General features: G+C 71.6%; 14 protein-coding genes. 5 read left to right on the forward strand and 9 right to left on the reverse strand.

Annotated elements, in window-relative coordinates; genetic code table 11:
* Positions 1-63 precede the first annotated feature (63 nt).
* Complete coding sequence (locus tag ACFY3L_RS16725) at positions 64-1098, forward strand: YihY/virulence factor BrkB family protein (protein ID WP_389323864.1); 1035 nt, start codon at positions 64-66, stop codon at positions 1096-1098.
* A gap of 48 nt (positions 1099-1146) precedes the next feature.
* Here ACFY3L_RS16725 and ACFY3L_RS16730 read toward each other — a convergent pair whose 3' ends face one another.
* Positions 1147-1473 carry a hypothetical protein gene (locus ACFY3L_RS16730; protein WP_389323867.1) on the reverse strand — a complete coding sequence of 109 codons (327 nt, stop codon included), beginning with the start codon at positions 1471-1473 and terminating at the stop codon, positions 1147-1149.
* Positions 1458-2258: an endonuclease/exonuclease/phosphatase family protein gene (locus tag ACFY3L_RS16735; protein WP_389323870.1), complete on the reverse strand. Its 801-nt coding sequence runs from the start codon at positions 2256-2258 to the stop codon at positions 1458-1460. Before ACFY3L_RS16735 ends, ACFY3L_RS16730 begins: the two co-directional genes overlap by 16 nt.
* 117 nt (positions 2259-2375) lie before the next feature.
* Here ACFY3L_RS16735 and ACFY3L_RS16740 point away from each other — a divergent pair, with 117 nt between their 5' ends.
* From ACFY3L_RS16740 to ACFY3L_RS16755, 4 genes are all read left to right on the forward strand, one after another.
* Positions 2376-3482, forward strand: coding sequence for an endonuclease/exonuclease/phosphatase family protein (locus ACFY3L_RS16740; RefSeq protein ID WP_389323872.1), 1107 nt, complete (start codon positions 2376-2378; stop codon positions 3480-3482).
* Between the two features lie 165 nt (positions 3483-3647).
* A complete protein-coding gene (locus tag ACFY3L_RS16745) occupies positions 3648-4604 on the forward strand; it encodes a hypothetical protein (RefSeq protein WP_389323874.1) in 957 nt (318 codons plus the stop codon).
* Positions 4601-5095, forward strand: a complete 495-nt coding sequence (locus ACFY3L_RS16750) for a hypothetical protein (RefSeq protein ID WP_389323876.1) — start codon at positions 4601-4603, stop codon at positions 5093-5095. The genes ACFY3L_RS16745 and ACFY3L_RS16750 overlap by 4 nt, the downstream gene beginning before the upstream one ends.
* The gene (locus tag ACFY3L_RS16755; RefSeq protein ID WP_389323879.1) at positions 5092-7104 is read left to right on the forward strand and encodes a DNA recombination protein RecN; all 2013 of its coding nucleotides are present in this window, start codon (positions 5092-5094) and stop codon (positions 7102-7104) included. The genes ACFY3L_RS16750 and ACFY3L_RS16755 overlap by 4 nt, the downstream gene beginning before the upstream one ends.
* Here the strand turns inward: ACFY3L_RS16755 and helR are convergent.
* The 7 genes from helR to ACFY3L_RS16790 all read right to left on the reverse strand — a co-directional run bounded on the left by helR (position 7074) and on the right by ACFY3L_RS16790 (position 16803).
* Entirely contained in the window at positions 7074-9215 is a 2142-nt protein-coding gene (gene helR / locus ACFY3L_RS16760) for an RNA polymerase recycling motor ATPase HelR (protein ID WP_389323882.1), read from the reverse strand. The two genes, ACFY3L_RS16755 and helR, sit on opposite strands and share 31 nt — an antisense overlap.
* A 208-nt stretch (positions 9216-9423) precedes the next feature.
* Positions 9424-10317 (reverse strand): IclR family transcriptional regulator, encoded by an 894-nt coding sequence (locus tag ACFY3L_RS16765; RefSeq protein ID WP_389323885.1) that lies wholly within the window; start codon positions 10315-10317, stop codon positions 9424-9426.
* Positions 10318-10359: 42 nt separating this feature from the next.
* Positions 10360-11325, reverse strand: coding sequence for a Gfo/Idh/MocA family protein (locus tag ACFY3L_RS16770; RefSeq protein WP_389323888.1), 966 nt, complete (start codon positions 11323-11325; stop codon positions 10360-10362).
* Positions 11322-12230 (reverse strand): NAD(P)-dependent oxidoreductase, encoded by a 909-nt coding sequence (locus ACFY3L_RS16775; protein ID WP_389323891.1) that lies wholly within the window; start codon positions 12228-12230, stop codon positions 11322-11324. The genes ACFY3L_RS16770 and ACFY3L_RS16775 overlap by 4 nt, the downstream gene beginning before the upstream one ends.
* 2 nt (positions 12231-12232) lie before the next feature.
* The gene (locus tag ACFY3L_RS16780; RefSeq protein WP_389323893.1) at positions 12233-13672 is read right to left on the reverse strand and encodes an amidohydrolase family protein; all 1440 of its coding nucleotides are present in this window, start codon (positions 13670-13672) and stop codon (positions 12233-12235) included.
* 75 nt (positions 13673-13747) lie between these two features.
* Positions 13748-15838 (reverse strand): dipeptide ABC transporter ATP-binding protein, encoded by a 2091-nt coding sequence (locus ACFY3L_RS16785; RefSeq protein WP_389323896.1) that lies wholly within the window; start codon positions 15836-15838, stop codon positions 13748-13750.
* On the reverse strand, positions 15835-16803 hold the full coding sequence (locus tag ACFY3L_RS16790) for an ABC transporter permease (protein WP_389323904.1): 969 nt from the start codon (positions 16801-16803) through the stop codon (positions 15835-15837). The genes ACFY3L_RS16785 and ACFY3L_RS16790 overlap by 4 nt, the downstream gene beginning before the upstream one ends.

Raw genomic sequence — 16803 nt, forward strand, 5'->3', positions numbered from 1 at the left:
GGATGGTTCAGCGGGCCGCGGCAGGGAATCCGGATCCGCGAGGTACACCGTCTGGAGGTCGGCATGGCAGAGAACACGGACAGGCGCCCCGGTGAGGAGACCGGCCGCACCGCTGCGGACAGGCCGGACCGGCTGCCCCGCCCGCCGACGGCCGAGCAGGGCCCGGACGAGCTCAGCGCGCTGCCGAAGCAGTCCTACCCGAAGGTGCTCAAGCGCGTGTTCAAGGAGTTCAGCGACGACAACGTGACCGTGTGGGCGGCGGCGCTGACCTACTACGGCGTGCTGTCGATCTTCCCGGGCCTGCTGCTGCTCGTGACCGGGCTGCGGCTCTTCGGCAAGGACACGGTCCAGCGGGTCATCGACAACGTCGGCGGGCTCGCCCCGGGCTCCGTGTCGACCATCCTCGGCGACGCCGCCAGGAACCTGCAGGAGGGCCAGCAGGGCACCGCCGGCATCCTCGCGGTCGTGAGCTTCGCAGCGGCGCTGTGGTCGGCGTCCGGCTACGTCGGCGTCTTCATGCAGGCGTCCAACGCGATCTACGACGTCCCCGAGGGCCGGCCGGTGTGGAAGACGCTGCCGATCCGGCTCGGCGTCACGGTGGTGACCGGGATCCTGCTGACGATCGCGGCGCTGCTGGTGGTGTTCACCGGCCCGCTCGCCGAGCACGCCGGCCGGGCCATCGGTGCCGGTGGGGCCGCCGTGACGACGTGGAACATCGCGAAGTGGCCGGTGCTGGTCCTGATCGTCGTGCTGCTCTTCGCCATCCTGTACTGGGCCTCCCCCAACGCCCGTCACGGCGGTTTCCGCTGGGTGAGCCCCGGCAGCGTCCTCGCCGCCCTGATGTGGCTCGTGGCGTCGGCCGGGTTCGGGTTCTACGTGGCGAACTTCGGCTCCTACAACAAGACCTACGGCAGCCTCGCCACCGTCATCGTGTTCCTGATCTGGCTGTGGATCAGCAACATCGCGATCCTGGTCGGCGCCGAACTCGACGCCGAGCTGCAGCGCAGCCGCGCCATCCAGGCCGGCCATTCGGAGACGGAGGAGCCGTACGTCGAGCTGCGCGACACCCGCAAGCTGGACAAGGCCGCGTCCTCGTAGCGGCGCCGCCGGCGGCCGAGCCCTGCCGGTCCGGTTCGCGGGCCGCGTTCACTCCAGCAGCGGCCAGACCTCGACGACCCCGTGCGCGACGGCGCACGGGGTCCGCGACACCATCTCGACGGCCTCGTCGATGGTCTCGGCCTCGATGATCCCGAACCCCGCGACCGGCAGCCCCGCGGACATGAACTGCCCCTCCCGCACGACCACTCCGGCGCCGTCGTGGTTGCGCACCTGCACGGGCGGCCCGGCCCGCCCCGCGCTCGCCCCGGCGGCGAGCAGTCGCGCGTCGTGCGCGTGCGCCTCGTCGCGGACCGCGGGGTCGGTCCGCTCGTAGCCCGCCTGGTCGCCGTACCCGATCGTCACGAATCGCGCCATACCTCCATGGTAGGCCCGGCAAGGGACAGATCGGCCTCGAGACCGTAGTGGTCGGACAGGAACAGCTCGCGGCCGTCGGGGACGCGGACCGCGTCCCGCAGCACGGTCCGGGCACTCGCCACCACGGGCCGGTCCGCGCCGTCACGGACGAGGACCTGGTCCAGGGCGGGCGGTGCCGGCCAGCGCGGCGTCGGGCGATACGTGGTCGTCGTGTCGCCGGCGAGGACGTCGCGCAGCCCGGCCGCCGCGGCGAACCCGGTGAACACCGCCGAGTCGCGGGGGACGTTGAAGTCGCCGACGACCACCGCCGGCAGGTCCGGCTCGAACCCGCGCACCAGCCGCGCCAGGTGGTCGAGCTCCTGACGGATGACGGTGGTGAACCGGTTGCCGTCCGACCAGTCGTCGTCGCGGTTCGCGGACAGGTGGGTGTTGACGACGGCGAGCGGACCGGCCGGCGTCTCGACGACCGCGAGCTGCGCCCCCTTGCGCATCAGCAGCTCGGTGCGCACGGGCCCGCTCATCCGGTACCGCGCGAACCGGTACCGCAGGATCGGCCACCGCGACATGAGCATCAGCCCGCCCGCCGGCAGCGCCGCCCGCGTGACCGCCACGTGCCGGTGGCCGGTGACCCGCCGCAGCAGGCGCACGCTGCCGCCGTGCAGCACCTCCTGCAGGCACACGACGTCGTACGCGGCCCGCTCCAGCACCGGGCCGAGCGCCCGCAGCCGGGCCGGGACGTCGTCGCGCATGAGCGTGTTGAACGTCAGCAGCCGCACGTCGATCATCGACCGATTCCACCACCCGCGCCGGGAGGGCGCCACGGGGTATCCGGGACGTGAAAGTAAAGCTTCCGTCGGTTCGATGCCCTCCAGCCGCTGCCGCGGGCATGTAACTTACGGCCCATGCGGCTCGCCAGCTACAACGTGGAGAACCTGTTCAACCGGGCCAAGGCCCTGGACCAGCGCACGTGGGCGGCCGGGCGCCCGATCCTCGAGGCGTTCCAGCGGGCGTGCGAGCTGCTGGAGGAGCCCGTCTACACCGACGAGGTCAAGCACGACATCCTGCGCGAGCTGGGCCGGCTCGGGCTGCGCAACGGCGACACGGCGAAGTTCGCCCGCCTGCGGCAGAACCGCGGGCGGCTGCTGGTGCGGCGGCGCACCGGCGTGGTCGAGGTCGTCGCCGGCGGCCGGGCCGACTGGATCGGCTGGGTGGAGCTGACCACCGACCGGGTGGACGAGCTGGCGCTGCTCAACACGGCGCGGGTCATCCTCGACGTCGGTGCCGACATCCTCGGTGTGATCGAGGCGGAGAGCCGCCTGGCGCTGAAGCGGTTCGCCGATGGTGGCCTCAACGGCAGGTACGAGCACTTCATGGTCGTCGACGGCAACGACGAGCGGGGCATCGACGTCGGCGTCATGTCCACCTCGGAGTACCCGCCGGTCGGCCAGCGCACCCACGTCGACGACACCGACGAGCACGGCCGCGTCTTCAGCCGCGACTGCGCCGAGTACCACTTCCGGCTGCCGGGCGGCCGGCACCTCGCGGTCCTCGTCAACCACCTCAAGAGCAAGGGCTACGGCGGGAAGGTCGCCTCCGACGCCCGCCGCCGCCGGCAGGCGGCCCGGGTCGCGGAGATCTACCGCTCGCTGGACACCCCGTTCGCGGCCGTCGTGGGCGACCTCAACGACACCCCGGCCAGCGACCCCCTCGCGCCGCTGCTGCGCGACACCGACCTGCGGGACGTCAGCACCCACCCAGGGTTCGACGACGGCGGCCGCCCCGGCACGTACGGCTACTGCACCGCCCCGAACAAGCTCGACTACGTCCTGCTGTCCCCGGCCCTGTTCGCCGCGACGACCGGCGGCGGCATCCTGCGCAAGGGTGTGTGGGGCGGCCGCCGCGGCGCCCTGTGGCCGATCTACGACACGATGACCCAGCCGGTCCACGCCGGCTCCGACCACGCCGCCATCTACGCCGACATCGACCTGTCCCTCCTGCCGCAGGCATGACGACGCTTCCACGAAGGGAGCTTCACCTGTTCGGGCGACCAACCGGCGATGAAAATCCCGCCGAACTCTACGCTGAGGGTAGCGGATCCATTGCTTTGCGTGACAGTCTGGTAGTCGCGAAGATCGATGGGGGTCGGCACTGCGGCGCGAGAGGGAGGAGCGGAGATGACCGCGACTGCGGCCGCGACGAGCCTCGCCTCCGGCGAGCCCCCGATCAACTTCGCCGCGCACCAGCTGCGGGCCGGCAACCTCGCGGGCGCCCGCGACGACTTCGAGCAGATGCTGGCGATGCTGCTCGCCGCGATCTACCCCGGCGCCCGGGCGATCACCGCCAACCCCGGCGACTGGGGCATCGACATCCTCCTCGGCGAGCTGTCCGGGCTCGTCATCATCTGGCAGTCGAAGTACTTCTGGCCCGTCGTCGGCCGGTCGCAGCAAGGGCAGATCCGCGAGTCGTTCGACTCGGCGATCGCCGCGGCCGCCCGCAACGGGTACCGGCTGAGCCAGTGGGTCCTGTGCGTGCCGGCGAGCATGGACGCGCCGACCGCGCAGTGGTGGGACAACTGGCGGGCGAGGCGGCAGCGGGAGTCCGGCGTCTCGATCGAGCTGTGGCACGAGAACGTGCTGCGCAACCATCTCGTGCGGCCGGACTGCGCCCACGTGCGGCGGCACTTCTACGACCCGTACGTGCCGGCGCAGACGCCGCGGACCCCCGTGCGGGACCTCGGCGAGGACGACGACACGGCCCTGGACCGGGCGCTGTTCGTGCGGCAGCTGCGGGCGGCCGGGCACGTCGAGGTCGGCGCCGCGAAGCGCGAGTACTTCAACGCCGAGCTGCTGGCCCGCGAGGTCCTCGACAAGCGGGTGCCGGCGGAGGTCGCGGCGTTGAGCGAGGCCGACGGGGTCGTGCACGGCATCTGGGAGGCACGGTTCAACGCCAAGGCCTTCGCCGGCGATCCGCGGCTGCCCGGGCTGCACGCCGAGGTCATGCACGACATCCGCGAGTCGGGCGCGTTCCCGGCCCAGCTGCGGGCCGGGCCGGTGCACCGGTGCGGGCTCATGCACCGGGTCGTCGAGGACCGCCGCGCCGGCTGGGTCACACACTGGCGGGACATCACATGACTCCTGAGGACGTCTCCGTGTTCCGTCAGGCGCGGCTGCTGCTGGTGCTGGCGTGCGCGGGCGAAGGGCTGGACGCCGAACGCCTCGGCGTCTACGACTTCCTGGCCGCCCACCCGCTGCTCCTCGCGCGGGCGGACGACGACGCCGACCGGACCACGCTGCGGCTCGCCGGGTTCGACGACCGGGCGCTCGCCTACGCCAGCCCCGGCCAGCGGTTCGTCACCGCTCAGCTGCACCTGGCCCACGACCTCGCCGCCCTCGTCGGACGGGGGCTCGTCGAGGTCACGGCCACCGGACGGGTGACCTACCGGCTCACCCAGGAGGGCGCGAGCATGGCCGATCGACTCACTGCGATGTACGCTCAGGTGTACCGCACAGCGGCGCGCATCGTCATCCGCCGCCTCCGTCGCCTGAGCACACGGAGGCTGCGCGAAGGCCTGCGGCAGTGGCTCCTTCCGGTCCCTTCGTCCGCGCTGAAGGACCTGACATGATCGGTTTGCGAGCACACGGCATCCGGCTCAGGCGCCTGCGCCTGCACAGCGGCGACCGCACCTACGACGTCGACTTCCGGGCGCCCGACGACTCGCCCCGGCCGCTGTCCGTGCTCGCCGGCGCCTTCAGCACCGGCAAGACCACGATCCTGGAGTTCGTCGACTACTGCCTGGGCGCGTCCGACCATCCGCGCCACCCGGAGATCATGCCGAAGGTGCGTGCGGCGACGCTGGAGGTCGAGCTCTCCGGCTCGCCGTACCTCATCGAGCGGGCCGTCGGCGAGCCGTCGATGTTCGCGTACGTGCGAGCGGGCCGCCTCGACGAGCCTGGCGCCGCTCCCCCGGTACGCCGGCCGCTGCGCCCGGCGAGCCACCCGGAGAGCCTGTCGACGCTGCTGCTGTCGCACTGCAAGCTCGAAGGCGTCCGGCTGCGCGACAGCGGCGTCGACACCGACCCGCTGAGCTTCCGCGACCTCATGTGGCTGTGCTTCCTGCCCAACGAGCGCCTCGACGGCAAGGACCTGCTCTTCCGCAGCGTGCCGATGAAGCACCTGAAGCTGCGGCAGGTCGTCGACGTGGTCTTCGACGTGCACGACGACCACAGTGTGGAGATCGGCCGGCGGATCCGCGCGGTCGAGGCGGAGCTGTCCGCGGCCAGGGCGGCGTACCGGGCCGCGGAGCAGATCGTCGACGAGCAGCACGTCGGCGGCCGCGAGGACCTGGAGGCCCTGCACCGCACCGCGAAGGACGAGCTGGCCGCGTGCGCGCAGGCCCTCGCGGCGCTGGACGCACAGGCCCGCGCCGACACCATGTTCGCCGAGGAGCTGCGCGAGCGGCACCGCGCCGCGGCCGTCGAGGCGCACCGCACGGCGGCAGAGCTGCGCGACCGGGAGACCCAGCTGCAGCGGATGCAGACCCTGCACGGCAGCTACGCCGACGACGTCGCGAAGTGGACGATGCTCGCCGAGGCAGACCACCTCTTCGAGCCGATGCGCGTCTCGGCGTGCCCGTCGTGCCTGGAGCCGCTCAGCGGCGGCGGTGCAATAACTGCCGCCACTGGCGGCAGTGTAACGGCTGCCGCTACCGGCGGCAGTGTGACGGCTGCCGCTACCGGCGGCGAGGACCGCTGCCCCGCCTGTCTGCTGCCGATCACCGACGGCGGCTCGGTCGACGTGACCGCCGAGCTGCGCTCCGCGAAGACCCGCCTCGCCGAGCTGAACCGCTACATCGAGGAGCTGCAGGAGCAACTGCCGCGGCTGCGGGACGCCGCGGAGCGCGCCCAGCGCGACGAGGCCCGCGCCGCCGCGGAGGTCGACGAGGCGACGGCGCACACGATCACGCCGTTCCTCGCGCAGCGCGACGCCCTCGCCCGGCGCCGCGAGGAGGCCGCCGCGACGCTGCAGCGGGCGCTGAGCGGGCTGCGGCTCATCCAGAGCCTGGAGCGGCGCGCCGCCGGCATCCTGCACCAGATCGACCAGGTCGACGCGTACCGCGAGGAGCTCGCCGCCGCCGGCCCGCAGGCGCGGCGCGCGGACCGGACCGCGGTCATCCGGCGCGTCAGCGAACGCTACCGGGAGATCCTGCAGGAGTGGCACTACCCGAAGATCGCCGACGCCTACCTCGCCGAGGACCTGACCCCCTACATGCGCGGCGAGCCCTACACGGCCGCGTCGTCGGGCGGGCGGACGCTGATCGCGCTCGCCTGGCAGCTCGCCCTGTTCGAGATCGCGTGGGAGAGCCGGTCGTCGCACCCCGGGTTCCTCATGCTGGACAGCCCGCAGAAGAACCTCGGCGTCGCCGGCGACATCGACCGGGACACGGCCGACACCGTCACGGTCGAGCGCTTCTACCGGCACCTGGAGCAGTGGCTGTCCGGCCGCGGCGTCGGGGCGCAGATCGTCGTCGCCGACAACGCCCCGCCCCCCGCCGCCGCCGACGACGTCATCGTCCGCTTCACCCGCCGGCCGGACCAGCCGCCCTACGGCCTCATCGACGACGAGACGGGCTGACCCTCACCGCGCAGGATGACCAGCTGCCGCGTCGCTCTGGTCATCGCCACGTACCGGTCGACCGCCCCCTCGAACGCGTCCGGGTCCACGAGCACGACCAGGTCGAACTCGAGGCCCTTGGACAGCTCGGGCGTCAGCGACCGCACGCGCTCCGTCGCCACGAACTCCGGGTCGCCGATGACGCACGCCGTGCCCTCCTCGTGAGCGGCGAGCCACGCGTCGACGACGCCTTCGAGCTCCGTTTTCGTCGCGTGTACGACCGGGAGGCCGCTCGTGCGGATCGAGACCGGCACGTTGGCGTCCGGCAGCGCTTCGCGGATCACCGGCGCCGCCTCGGCCATGACCTCCTCCGGCGTGCGGTAGTTGATGCTCAGCGACGCCATGGTGACCCGGTCGAGCCCGACCCTGGCAAGGCGCTCCTGCCACGACTCGGCGAACCCGTGCCGCGCCTGCGCCCGGTCCCCGACGATCGTGAAGCTCCGTGAAGGGCAGCGCAGCAGCAGCATCTGCCACTCCGCGTCGGTCAGCTCCTGCGCCTCGTCCACGACGATGTGCGCGAACGGCCCCGCCAGCAGGTCCGGGTCGCTCTGCGCCAGGCCGGCCTCGTCGACCAGCGCCTCCTGGAAGTCCTCGCCGCGCAGCATCGTCACCAGCCCCGTGCCGTACTCGTCGTCGGCGGCCTCGATCAGGTCGCCCACGACCCGGTCCATGTGCTCCCGGCGTGCTGTGACCTCCGCCGCGCGCCGCCGCCGCTGCCGCGCTCGAGCCGGGTCGCCGAGCCGCTGCCGCGCCGCGTCCAGCAGCGGCAGGTCGCTGACCGTCCACGCCTGCGCGTCCGCCCGCTGCAGCCGCCGCACCTCCTCCACCGACAGCCACGGCGCGCACTTGCGCAGGTACGCCGGCACCGACCACAGGTCACCGACGAGGTCCGCCGCCTCGATCAGCGGCCACGCCCGGTTGAACGCCGTCACCAGGTCCCGGTTCGCCCGCAGCTGCGCCTCGGGGACGTCCTCCTTCTCCCTCAGGATCCGCACCAGCTCCTGCCACACCAGGTCCCGGGCGTCGTTGTGCGGGATCCCGGCCTCGGCCGCCTCGAACGCCTCCGCCCAGTCCTCGGCGCTGAGCCAGAGATCCTGCCAGTGGGTCTCGACGGTCATCCCCCGCACCGGCGGTCGCTCGTAGAACCGGACGGCCTCCTCGATCGCCCGTACCATCCGCGCTGACGCCTTCAGCCGGGCCACCTCCGGATCGGTCTCGGCCGTCGCCGCCGCCCCCTCCGCGACGAGGTCCCGCAGCGTGCACGTCTGCACGCCCTCCTCGCCGAGGCTCGGCAGCACGTCCGCGACGTACGCCAGGTACGGCTGGTGCGGCCCGACGAACAGCGCACCGCCTCTCCTGTGGCCGAGCCGGGGATCGGCGTAGAGCAGGTATGCCGTCCGGTGCAACGCGACAACGGTCTTCCCCGTCCCGGGACCCCCGTCGACCACCAGCGCACCGCTGGACCCCGCCCGGATGATCGCGTCCTGGTCCGCCTGGATGGTCCCGAGCACGTCCCGCATCCGCGACGACCGGCTGCTGCCCAGCGTGGCGATGAACGCCGACTGGTCGTCCAGCGCGGCGTGCCCCTCGAGCCCCTCCGGCGTGAACACCTCGTCCCAGTAGTCGGTGATCCTGCCGCGCGTCCACCGGTACCGGCGGCGGCTGGCCAGCCCCATCGGGTTCGCGTGCGTCGCCCCGAAGAACGGCTCCGCCGCCGGCGACCGCCAGTCGAGCAGCAACCGCCGCCCGCCGCCGTCGGTGAGCCCGAGCCGCCCCACGTACACCGGCTCGCCCGCCTCCGGCACCATCCTCCCCAGGCACAGGTCCAGGCCGAACCGCCGCAACGCCCGCAACCGCCCCGACAGCCGCCGCACCTCGTCGTCGCGGTCCATCGCCGCCTGCCCGATCCCCCCGGGCGCCCGCCGCTCCGCGTCCAGGCGCTCCCCCAGCTCCGCGATCGTCGCGTCCAGACTCTCCGCGATCGCCGCGAAGTGCCGCTCGTCCCTCTCGATCAGCCCCGGCTCCGCCTTGGCGGCAAGCCGCCCTCCGAGCTCGAACACACTGGTCCGCAACGGTTGCATGGTCAGGCACATCCTCTGCTTCCGGCTCCGGCCAGCGATTCTGCGCTCTCACCCGCCCCTTGCCGCAAGCCCCCATGTCCGCTATACCTTAGAAAGGGAACAGTGCGTCCTCTCTGCGGCGCTTCCCCTGGACCTGGGCCGGCGTACGCGATCCATGTCGCGGACAGATGGCACATCTGTCCGCGAGCATCCCGATCGGTCAGCGAGCGGTGACCTCACCACCCATGCGCCCCGGCGCCCACCCGAGACGCATGGACAGACGCGCGGTCGTCTCGAGCAACGCGTCGCGGCAGGCATCGAACTCGGCCTCGAACCGCTCCTTGGGTCCACATACGCTGATGACGGCCGCGACCTTTCCGCTGTGGTCGAAGACCGGGGCGGCGACCGATGCCGCACCGCTCCTGCGCTCCCCGATGGATCGCGCCCAGCCCTGTTCGCGGACGAGCCTGAGCTCCTTGAGCAGGGCCGCCGTGTCAGTGATCGTGCCGTCGGTCACCGCCTCGAGCGTGCTGTCGAGGTAGCGGTCGACCTCCTCCTCCGTGTAGAAGGCGAGGAACGCCTTCGACGACGCCCCGGCATGCAGCGGGTAGGGGATGCCCAGGCTCACCGACATGATGACCTCACGTCGTGGCACCACCTCATCGACATAGATGCGCCTGCGCTGATCCACCCGGACGGACAGGGTCGCCGTCTCGTTCGTCCGGTTGGACAGCCGGACGAGCTCCGGGTGCGCCATTCGACGAATGTCGATCTGATCCATGTAGGCGAGGCCGAGTTGCATGATCCCGATGCCGAGGGTGTACCTGCGGGTCGTCTCGTCGAGCTCGATCAGACCGCGCACGCGGAGCGATGCGAGCATGCGGTGCGTGGCGGCCTTCGACATTCCGAGCCCGTCGGCGATCTCACTGACACCGAGGTCACGGGTCGGGGCGTCCTTGAAGTACATCAACAGATCCACGGCCCGCACGACCGTCGCGATGGTGGCGCTCGAGACCTTCGCTCCGAGCTGGAGCTCGAGGTCATCCAACTGCGTGCCCTGCGACACCTTGTCCATCCCTTCGAAGTCGTGCCCCTCGGCCGCCGTCAGTGGCATCGAGCACGGTGCCGGTAAAGCCCGTCGTGGTGGGTCGCGAGCCTACGTATCGAGCGCGACCCATCCACCGGTCCGCGCGGAGGTATACCAGAGATCTACGAGACGCACGGCGGCGAGTCCTTCGTCCCCCCGCACGGGGAACGGGTCCCCCAGCCCGACGGCACGGTCGGCTGCACGAAAATACTCTAGATGACCTGCGCCGTAAAGGAGGTCCGCTCCGTCGGCCTCCGGTTCTGGCGGGATCATCCCCACGGGATATGAGACTACCTGAGAGCCTTCGATGACTACGTTGCCTTGATCGGCGAACAGGGTCATCCGCACCCCAGCACCGCGGGCCGCGACGGCCGCCACCGAGACCGTCGCGCTGACCTCGCCGGGCAGCGCGATCAGCGCCGACGCGACCTCGTCGGAGGGTCCGGTCACGTGGCCCACCAGCCGCTCCGGCAGCCCCAGCCACCAGACAAGCAGGTCGAGGTAGTGGACCCCGACCGTGCGGAGGAGGCCGCCTCCGGCCCGTGCCCGGTTCGACTGCCAACCGGGCACCTGCACGGGCGCCGGTAGGTTGACCTCGACGACAGCGCTGCGCACCCGTAGCGTGCCGTCGGCGATGACCTGCCTGACCCAGCGCAGCTGAGCGTAGGCGCGGTAGTTCATCAGACACCCGAGCTCGACACCGGCGGCCTTGGCGGTGGACACCATCCGATCCGCCTCTTCGGCGTCGCGGGCGAGCGGCTTCTCCACGAGGACGGCGAGCCCGTTGGCCGCTGCCACCTCAACCGTCCACTCGTGCAGATCGTGCGGCAGGGCCACCGACAGCGCGTCGGGGCGTTCCCGCTCGATCGCCGCCTCGAGATCGCCGTAGACGGCGTAGCCGGCGGCCGAAGCCTTTTCGCGGGTCTGTGGCAAGGAGTCGACGACGCCGGCGATGACGGCCGACGGGACGCGCGAGAGCGCGGCCGCGTGCACCTCGCCGGCCCGGCCATAGCCGACGATGAGCCAGCGACTCATCGCGGACCTCCGGCCTGCGTCCGGAACCACTCCGCGACGAACGCCCAGTCCTTCTCGGCCGCCGTCCCTTCGACCCCCTCGCCGAGCGCGTCGGCGATGACGTCACCGAGGGGCAGGCGTCCCCCGTGATGCCGTGCCTCCGCCCGGACGAGGTCGACATCCTTCTTGCCGAGTCGCATCGTGAACGCGACCGGCTCATACCGCTGTTCGGTGACCATCTGACCGTAGGACCGGTGGATCAGTCCGGAGAACAGTCGCTCGGTGAGGATGTCGAGCAGCTGGTCCGGCTTGAGCCCGCCACGTTCGGCGACCCCGACCACCTCGCCGAGCGAGCCGGCCGTCACCGCGATCAGGTAGTTGCCCAGGATCTTGACGAGGTTGGCCTGCGCCGGCTCAGGGAAGGTGTGGACACTGACCGCGAGGTCGGCGAGGACCGGACGGATCAGGCCCACCGGCTCGCCGTCGCCACCCGCGACGACCGTGAGCTGCCCCCCGAGCGCGGCTGCGGACCGGCCGAACGCCGGCGCCGAGACGTAGTGGGCGTCTCGGGAGCGGTAGAGCCCGTCGAGCTCGCGCGCGAGACCGGGCGAGATGGTCGCGCAGTTGACGTGGACACTGCCCGGCGTGACCGCCGCGAGGACCGTGGCCCCGGCGAGCACCTCTCGCACGACCTCGTCGTTCGGCAGCATGCTCACAACGATGTCGCGCGAGGCCGCCTCCGAGATGTCGGACGTGACGGTGACCCCGTGCGCGGCGGCCTCGGCCGCGCGTGCCGCGCCCCGGTTCCATCCGAGGACGGGCCGGCCCCGGTCGACGAGCCTCGCGGCCATGGCCACGCCCATGGCACCCAGCCCGATCCACCCGATGGCCGGCTCCGCGTGGGCTCCCGGTGCCGCGCCGCTCATGGTCACGACCACTGCCAGGTCGAGCCGCGCCGGAGGAAGCTGTCGCAGCCGGTCTCCTGGAACAGCTCGCGCTGGACCTCGTTCGCGCGACGCACGGCCTCCTTGAGATCGACCTGGACCGGCTGACCCCGGCGCATCACGGTGCGGCCGCGCACGACGACCCGGTCGATCGAGTCGGGGGCAGGCCCGCCGGACCAGACGAGGTTGGACAGCAGCGCCCCGTCGGGAGCGGCGGTCGGCTCGGTCGACAGGTCGATGACGAGCAGATCGGCCTCCTTGCCCACCTCGAGTGACCCGATCCGGTCGCCGAGGCCGAGCGCCTTGGCACCGCCGATGGTGCCGAGCTCGAGCGCGTCCTCCGCGGTGCCGAACAGCAGTTCGTCGCCGAAGTGGCCCTTGTCGCCCCGGACGAGCTTGCGTGCGCTGTCACCGATCCGCTGGCCCATGAGGTAGGAGCGCATCCCGAGCCAGAAGTTGTGGCCGTAGGAGACGACCGGGCCGTCGAGACCGAGACCGACGGTGACCCCGGCGTCCAGGTACTGGCGCGAGTCGAAGGTGACCATGCCGAGGATGAGCTCCATGTCCGGCACGAGGGAGACGCTGGCGCCGGCGCGGGCCAGCAGCTCGGCCTCGCCCGGGCGGATGTTCTGGGCGTGGATGCCGATGACATGCTTGTCGAGCATGCCCTCCGCGTGCAGCCACTCGAAGGAGCCGCCGCTCCAGCCACGCACCTCCTTGAGGTAGGCGCCGTCCATCATCGAGGGTGCGTGGATGTCGAACTGCTTGCCGTTGTCGAGGGTCCACTTGTAGAGCGCACGCAGGTCGGACTCGCTGACGTAGGTGATGCCGATGGTGCTCGCCGTCACCGACATCGTCGCCGAGTCGTACGCCGCGGCGAGCCGGTCGGTTTCGCTGAGGGCCGTCTCGATGTCCTCGCGCAACTCCTCCGGCACCGCGAGCGGGTCGTTGACGAGCAGGCGCGCGGCGCGGGCGCGAATGCCCGCGTCGGTCAGGGCGCGCAGCACGCCGTCCATCGACCGCTTGTTCGCGTGGGTGAAGTGATCGTCGGTCGTCGTGGTCACGCCCGAACGCAGCAGATCGAGCGCCGGCGTCATCGCCGACCAGTAGGACCGCTCCTCGTCGCACGCGCCGGTCATCGGGTAGTAGAACCCGAAAAGCCGCTCCTGGAACTTCGTCCCCTCGGCCATGCTGCGGATGCAGCCCTGGACGAGGTGCGTGTGCGTGTTGACGAGCCCGGGCATGACGAGGTGGTCGGGCCCGCCCCAGGTGTCGCGCGGCTGATAGGGTGCCGGCCCGGTGCCGACACCGACGATGGCGCCGTCGGTGATGGCGACCCAGCCGTCGGAGAGTACGCGCCGGTTGCCGTCCATGGTGATGATCCGGCCCCGGACCAGGACGTCACACGGTGATGGCTCGTTCATGTGGAGACCTTCCTCTCGCGCCGCGGCGGCGCCATCCGGCTGCGAATGGCACGGTCCGCGGTCACAGGACGGGAATTAGGCTTGGTCGAACTGCCCTGGGTAGTGGCACGCGACGAGCAGGCCGTTCCGCTGAGGCGTCAGCCGCAGCTCGTCGGTGCGGCACTCGGGGCGCGCGATCGGGCAACGCGGCGCGAAGCCGCAGGCGGACGCCGGGTCGACGTCGCCGGCGTCCCCGCGCAGCGGGATCTCGGGGCGGCGCGCTTCGGTTTCCAGTTGCGGGACGGCGCTGAGCAGGGCCGCCGTGTACGGGTGCAGGGGGCTGGTGAGCAGGGTGCTCGCCGGCCCGGCTTCGACGACGCGGCCGAGATACATCACCGCGACGCGGTCGCACAGGTGCCGGATGACGCTGATGTCATGGGAGACGAGCACGGCCGTCAGCCCCAGATCCTTCTTCAGGTCCTGCAGCAGGTTGATGATCTGCGCCTGGACCGACAGGTCGAGACCGGACATCGGCTCGTCCATGACGACGACCTTGGGCTGGACGACGAGAGCCCGGCAGATGCCGACGCGCTGGCGCTGGCCGCCGGAGAGCTCGTGCGGGTAGCGGGACTCGATGCTCGGCATGAGGCCGCACTCGGCCATGTACTCGCGAATCCGCTTGGCGCGCTGGGCCTTCGAAAGATCGGTGAGTCGCTTGAGCGGCTCCTCGATGATCTGCCAGACGGTGCGCCGGGGGTTGAGCGAGCCGAAGGTGTCCTGGAAGACGTACTGGACGAAGGTGTGGTCGACGCGGCCGCGCCGGTGCGTGAGCTCCCTGCCGTCAGCGTAGCGGATGAGGCCGTCGGATGGCTGGTCGAGCCCGGCGAGGATCCGCGCCGTCGTCGACTTGCCGCAGCCGGACTCGCCGACGATGCCGAGGGTCTCGCCGAACGCGAGCTGGAGGTCGACGCCGTCGACCGCCTTGGTGACGTGCCCACCGCCGGCGAACACGCGGCGCAGCGCCTCGACGCGGATGGCTGGGGCGCCGGGTTCGGCGGGGGCGGGGGGCAGCGAGATCGACACGCCGGATGACCGGGCGGGATCGCTCGGTGCGGGCGAGGCGTAGGGGTGGATGCAGCGTACGAGGCGATCCTTGGACGCCTTCGGCACGAGGCGATCCGTGGACGCCTTCGGCACGAGGCGATCCGTGGACGCCTTCGGCACGGGGCCATCCTTCGACGCCTTCGGCGGCGGCACGAGCGCCGGGTTGGCCGCGCCACACTCCGCCGTCGCGTTCGCGCAGCGCGGCTGGAACCGGCAGCCGACGGGGAACTTGAACAGCTCCGGCGGCCCGCCGGAGATCGCGTTGAGTCTCATGCCGGGGCGGCCGTTCTCCGGTCGCGCGTCGAGCAGGGCCCGGGTGTACGGGTGGGCCGGCGCGGCGAGAACCTCTTCCGTGGGCCCGCTCTCGACGACGTTGCCCGCGTACATGACGACGACGCGGTCGCTGTAACCGGCCACGACGCCCAGATCATGGGTGATCAGCAGCACGCCCATGCCCCACGACACGGCGGCCTCGCGGACGAGGCGCAGGATCTGGGCCTGGACGGTCACGTCGAGCCCGGTCGTCGGCTCGTCCGCGATGAGCAGCTTGGGCTCGTTGGCCAGCGCCATCGCGATCATGACTCGCTGCTGGGTGCCACCGGACAGCTCGTGGGGGTACTGGTCGATCCGCTGTCTGGGGTTGACGATGCCGACGTCGCCGAGCAGGCGCAGGGTCCTCTCGCGCACGGCTTCCCTGGACAGCTTGCGGTGCACCGTCATGGCCTCACCGATCTGCTGCCCGACCGTGTGGAACGGGTTCAGCGCGGTCATCGGGTCCTGGAAGATCATCCCGATGTCGCCGCCACGCACCCGGCGCAGGTCGGCTGGCTTGAGGCCGGTGAGGTCCTGTCCCTGGAGCAGCACGCTGCCCTGGGTGAGCCGCACGGGGTCACGGATCAGCTGGAGCACCGAGAGGGCTGACAGGGACTTGCCCGACCCCGTCTCGCCGACGATGGCCACGATCTCTCCGGCGGCGACGTCGAAGTCGATGCCCGTGACGGCGTCGGTCTGGCGCTTGCCCTTGGTGATCGTCACGGTGACGTCGCGCACCGCGAGCAGGGGTGCGTTCGGGGTGGCAGTCATCGGGTCCTCGGGTTCAGCGTCGTGCGGAGCGTCCGGCCCAGCACGGTCGCGCAGAGCACCGTGACGGTGATGGCGACGGCGGGCATGAACGCGTACCACGGGTTCTGGATGAGGAAGGCGCGCCCGGAGGCGAACAGCTGACCCCAGTCGGAGGCCGGGGGCTGCACGCCGAGGCCGAGGAAGCTGAGGCCGCTCACGAGCAGGAGCACCGTCGCGACCGCGAACGTCCACAGCACGAGCACGGACGACATGACGTTGGGCAGGATGTGCTGGAAGGTGATGCTGAGGGTCGACCCGCCGCTGCCGCGCGCCGCGAGCACGAAGTCGGCCTGCCGGAGGGTGAGCACCGCGCTGCGCACGACGCGGGCGAAGTGGACCCACCCGAAGATCGACAGAACGATCAGCAAGGAGCTGATGCTGTTGCCCTGCGACGTGATGACGACGAGGGCGAGGACGATGTTGGGGAACGCGAGCTGCACGTCGCAGAGCCAGTCGACGACAGGCCCGATCCATCGGCGGTTCATGCCGCCGATGAGTCCGAGCACGGTGCCGACGACGGCGCTGATCGTGGCGGCACCGAAGGCAAGGGCGAGCGCGGTCCGGGCGCCGAAGATGAGCCGTGAGAGCAGGTCGCGGCCGAGTTCGTCGGTGCCGAGCAGATGGTCGCTGCTGCCGCCGGCCCATACCGGCTTGAGCAGTGCCTTCGCGGGATCCAGCTGCCCGGGGTCGTAGGGCGCGACCTGCTTGGCCAGCAGGGTCACGACGACGATGCCGAGCAGCACGACGAGGCTGAGCACGCCGGCCTTGGCGCGCAGGAACGAGCGCACCAGTGTCCGCGACGGTTCGCGGCGCCCGGAGACGGATGGACCGGCGGGCGTTGCCGCAGCGATCGGGACCTCGGCCGCGACCGTGTCGGTTCGGTCGGCCGGACCCGGCACGCCGGCCGGTGGCGGTGGCTGAGCCAT

The organism is Dactylosporangium sp. NPDC000521 (assembly GCF_042898305.1).
Taxonomy (GTDB): domain Bacteria; phylum Actinomycetota; class Actinomycetes; order Mycobacteriales; family Micromonosporaceae; genus Dactylosporangium.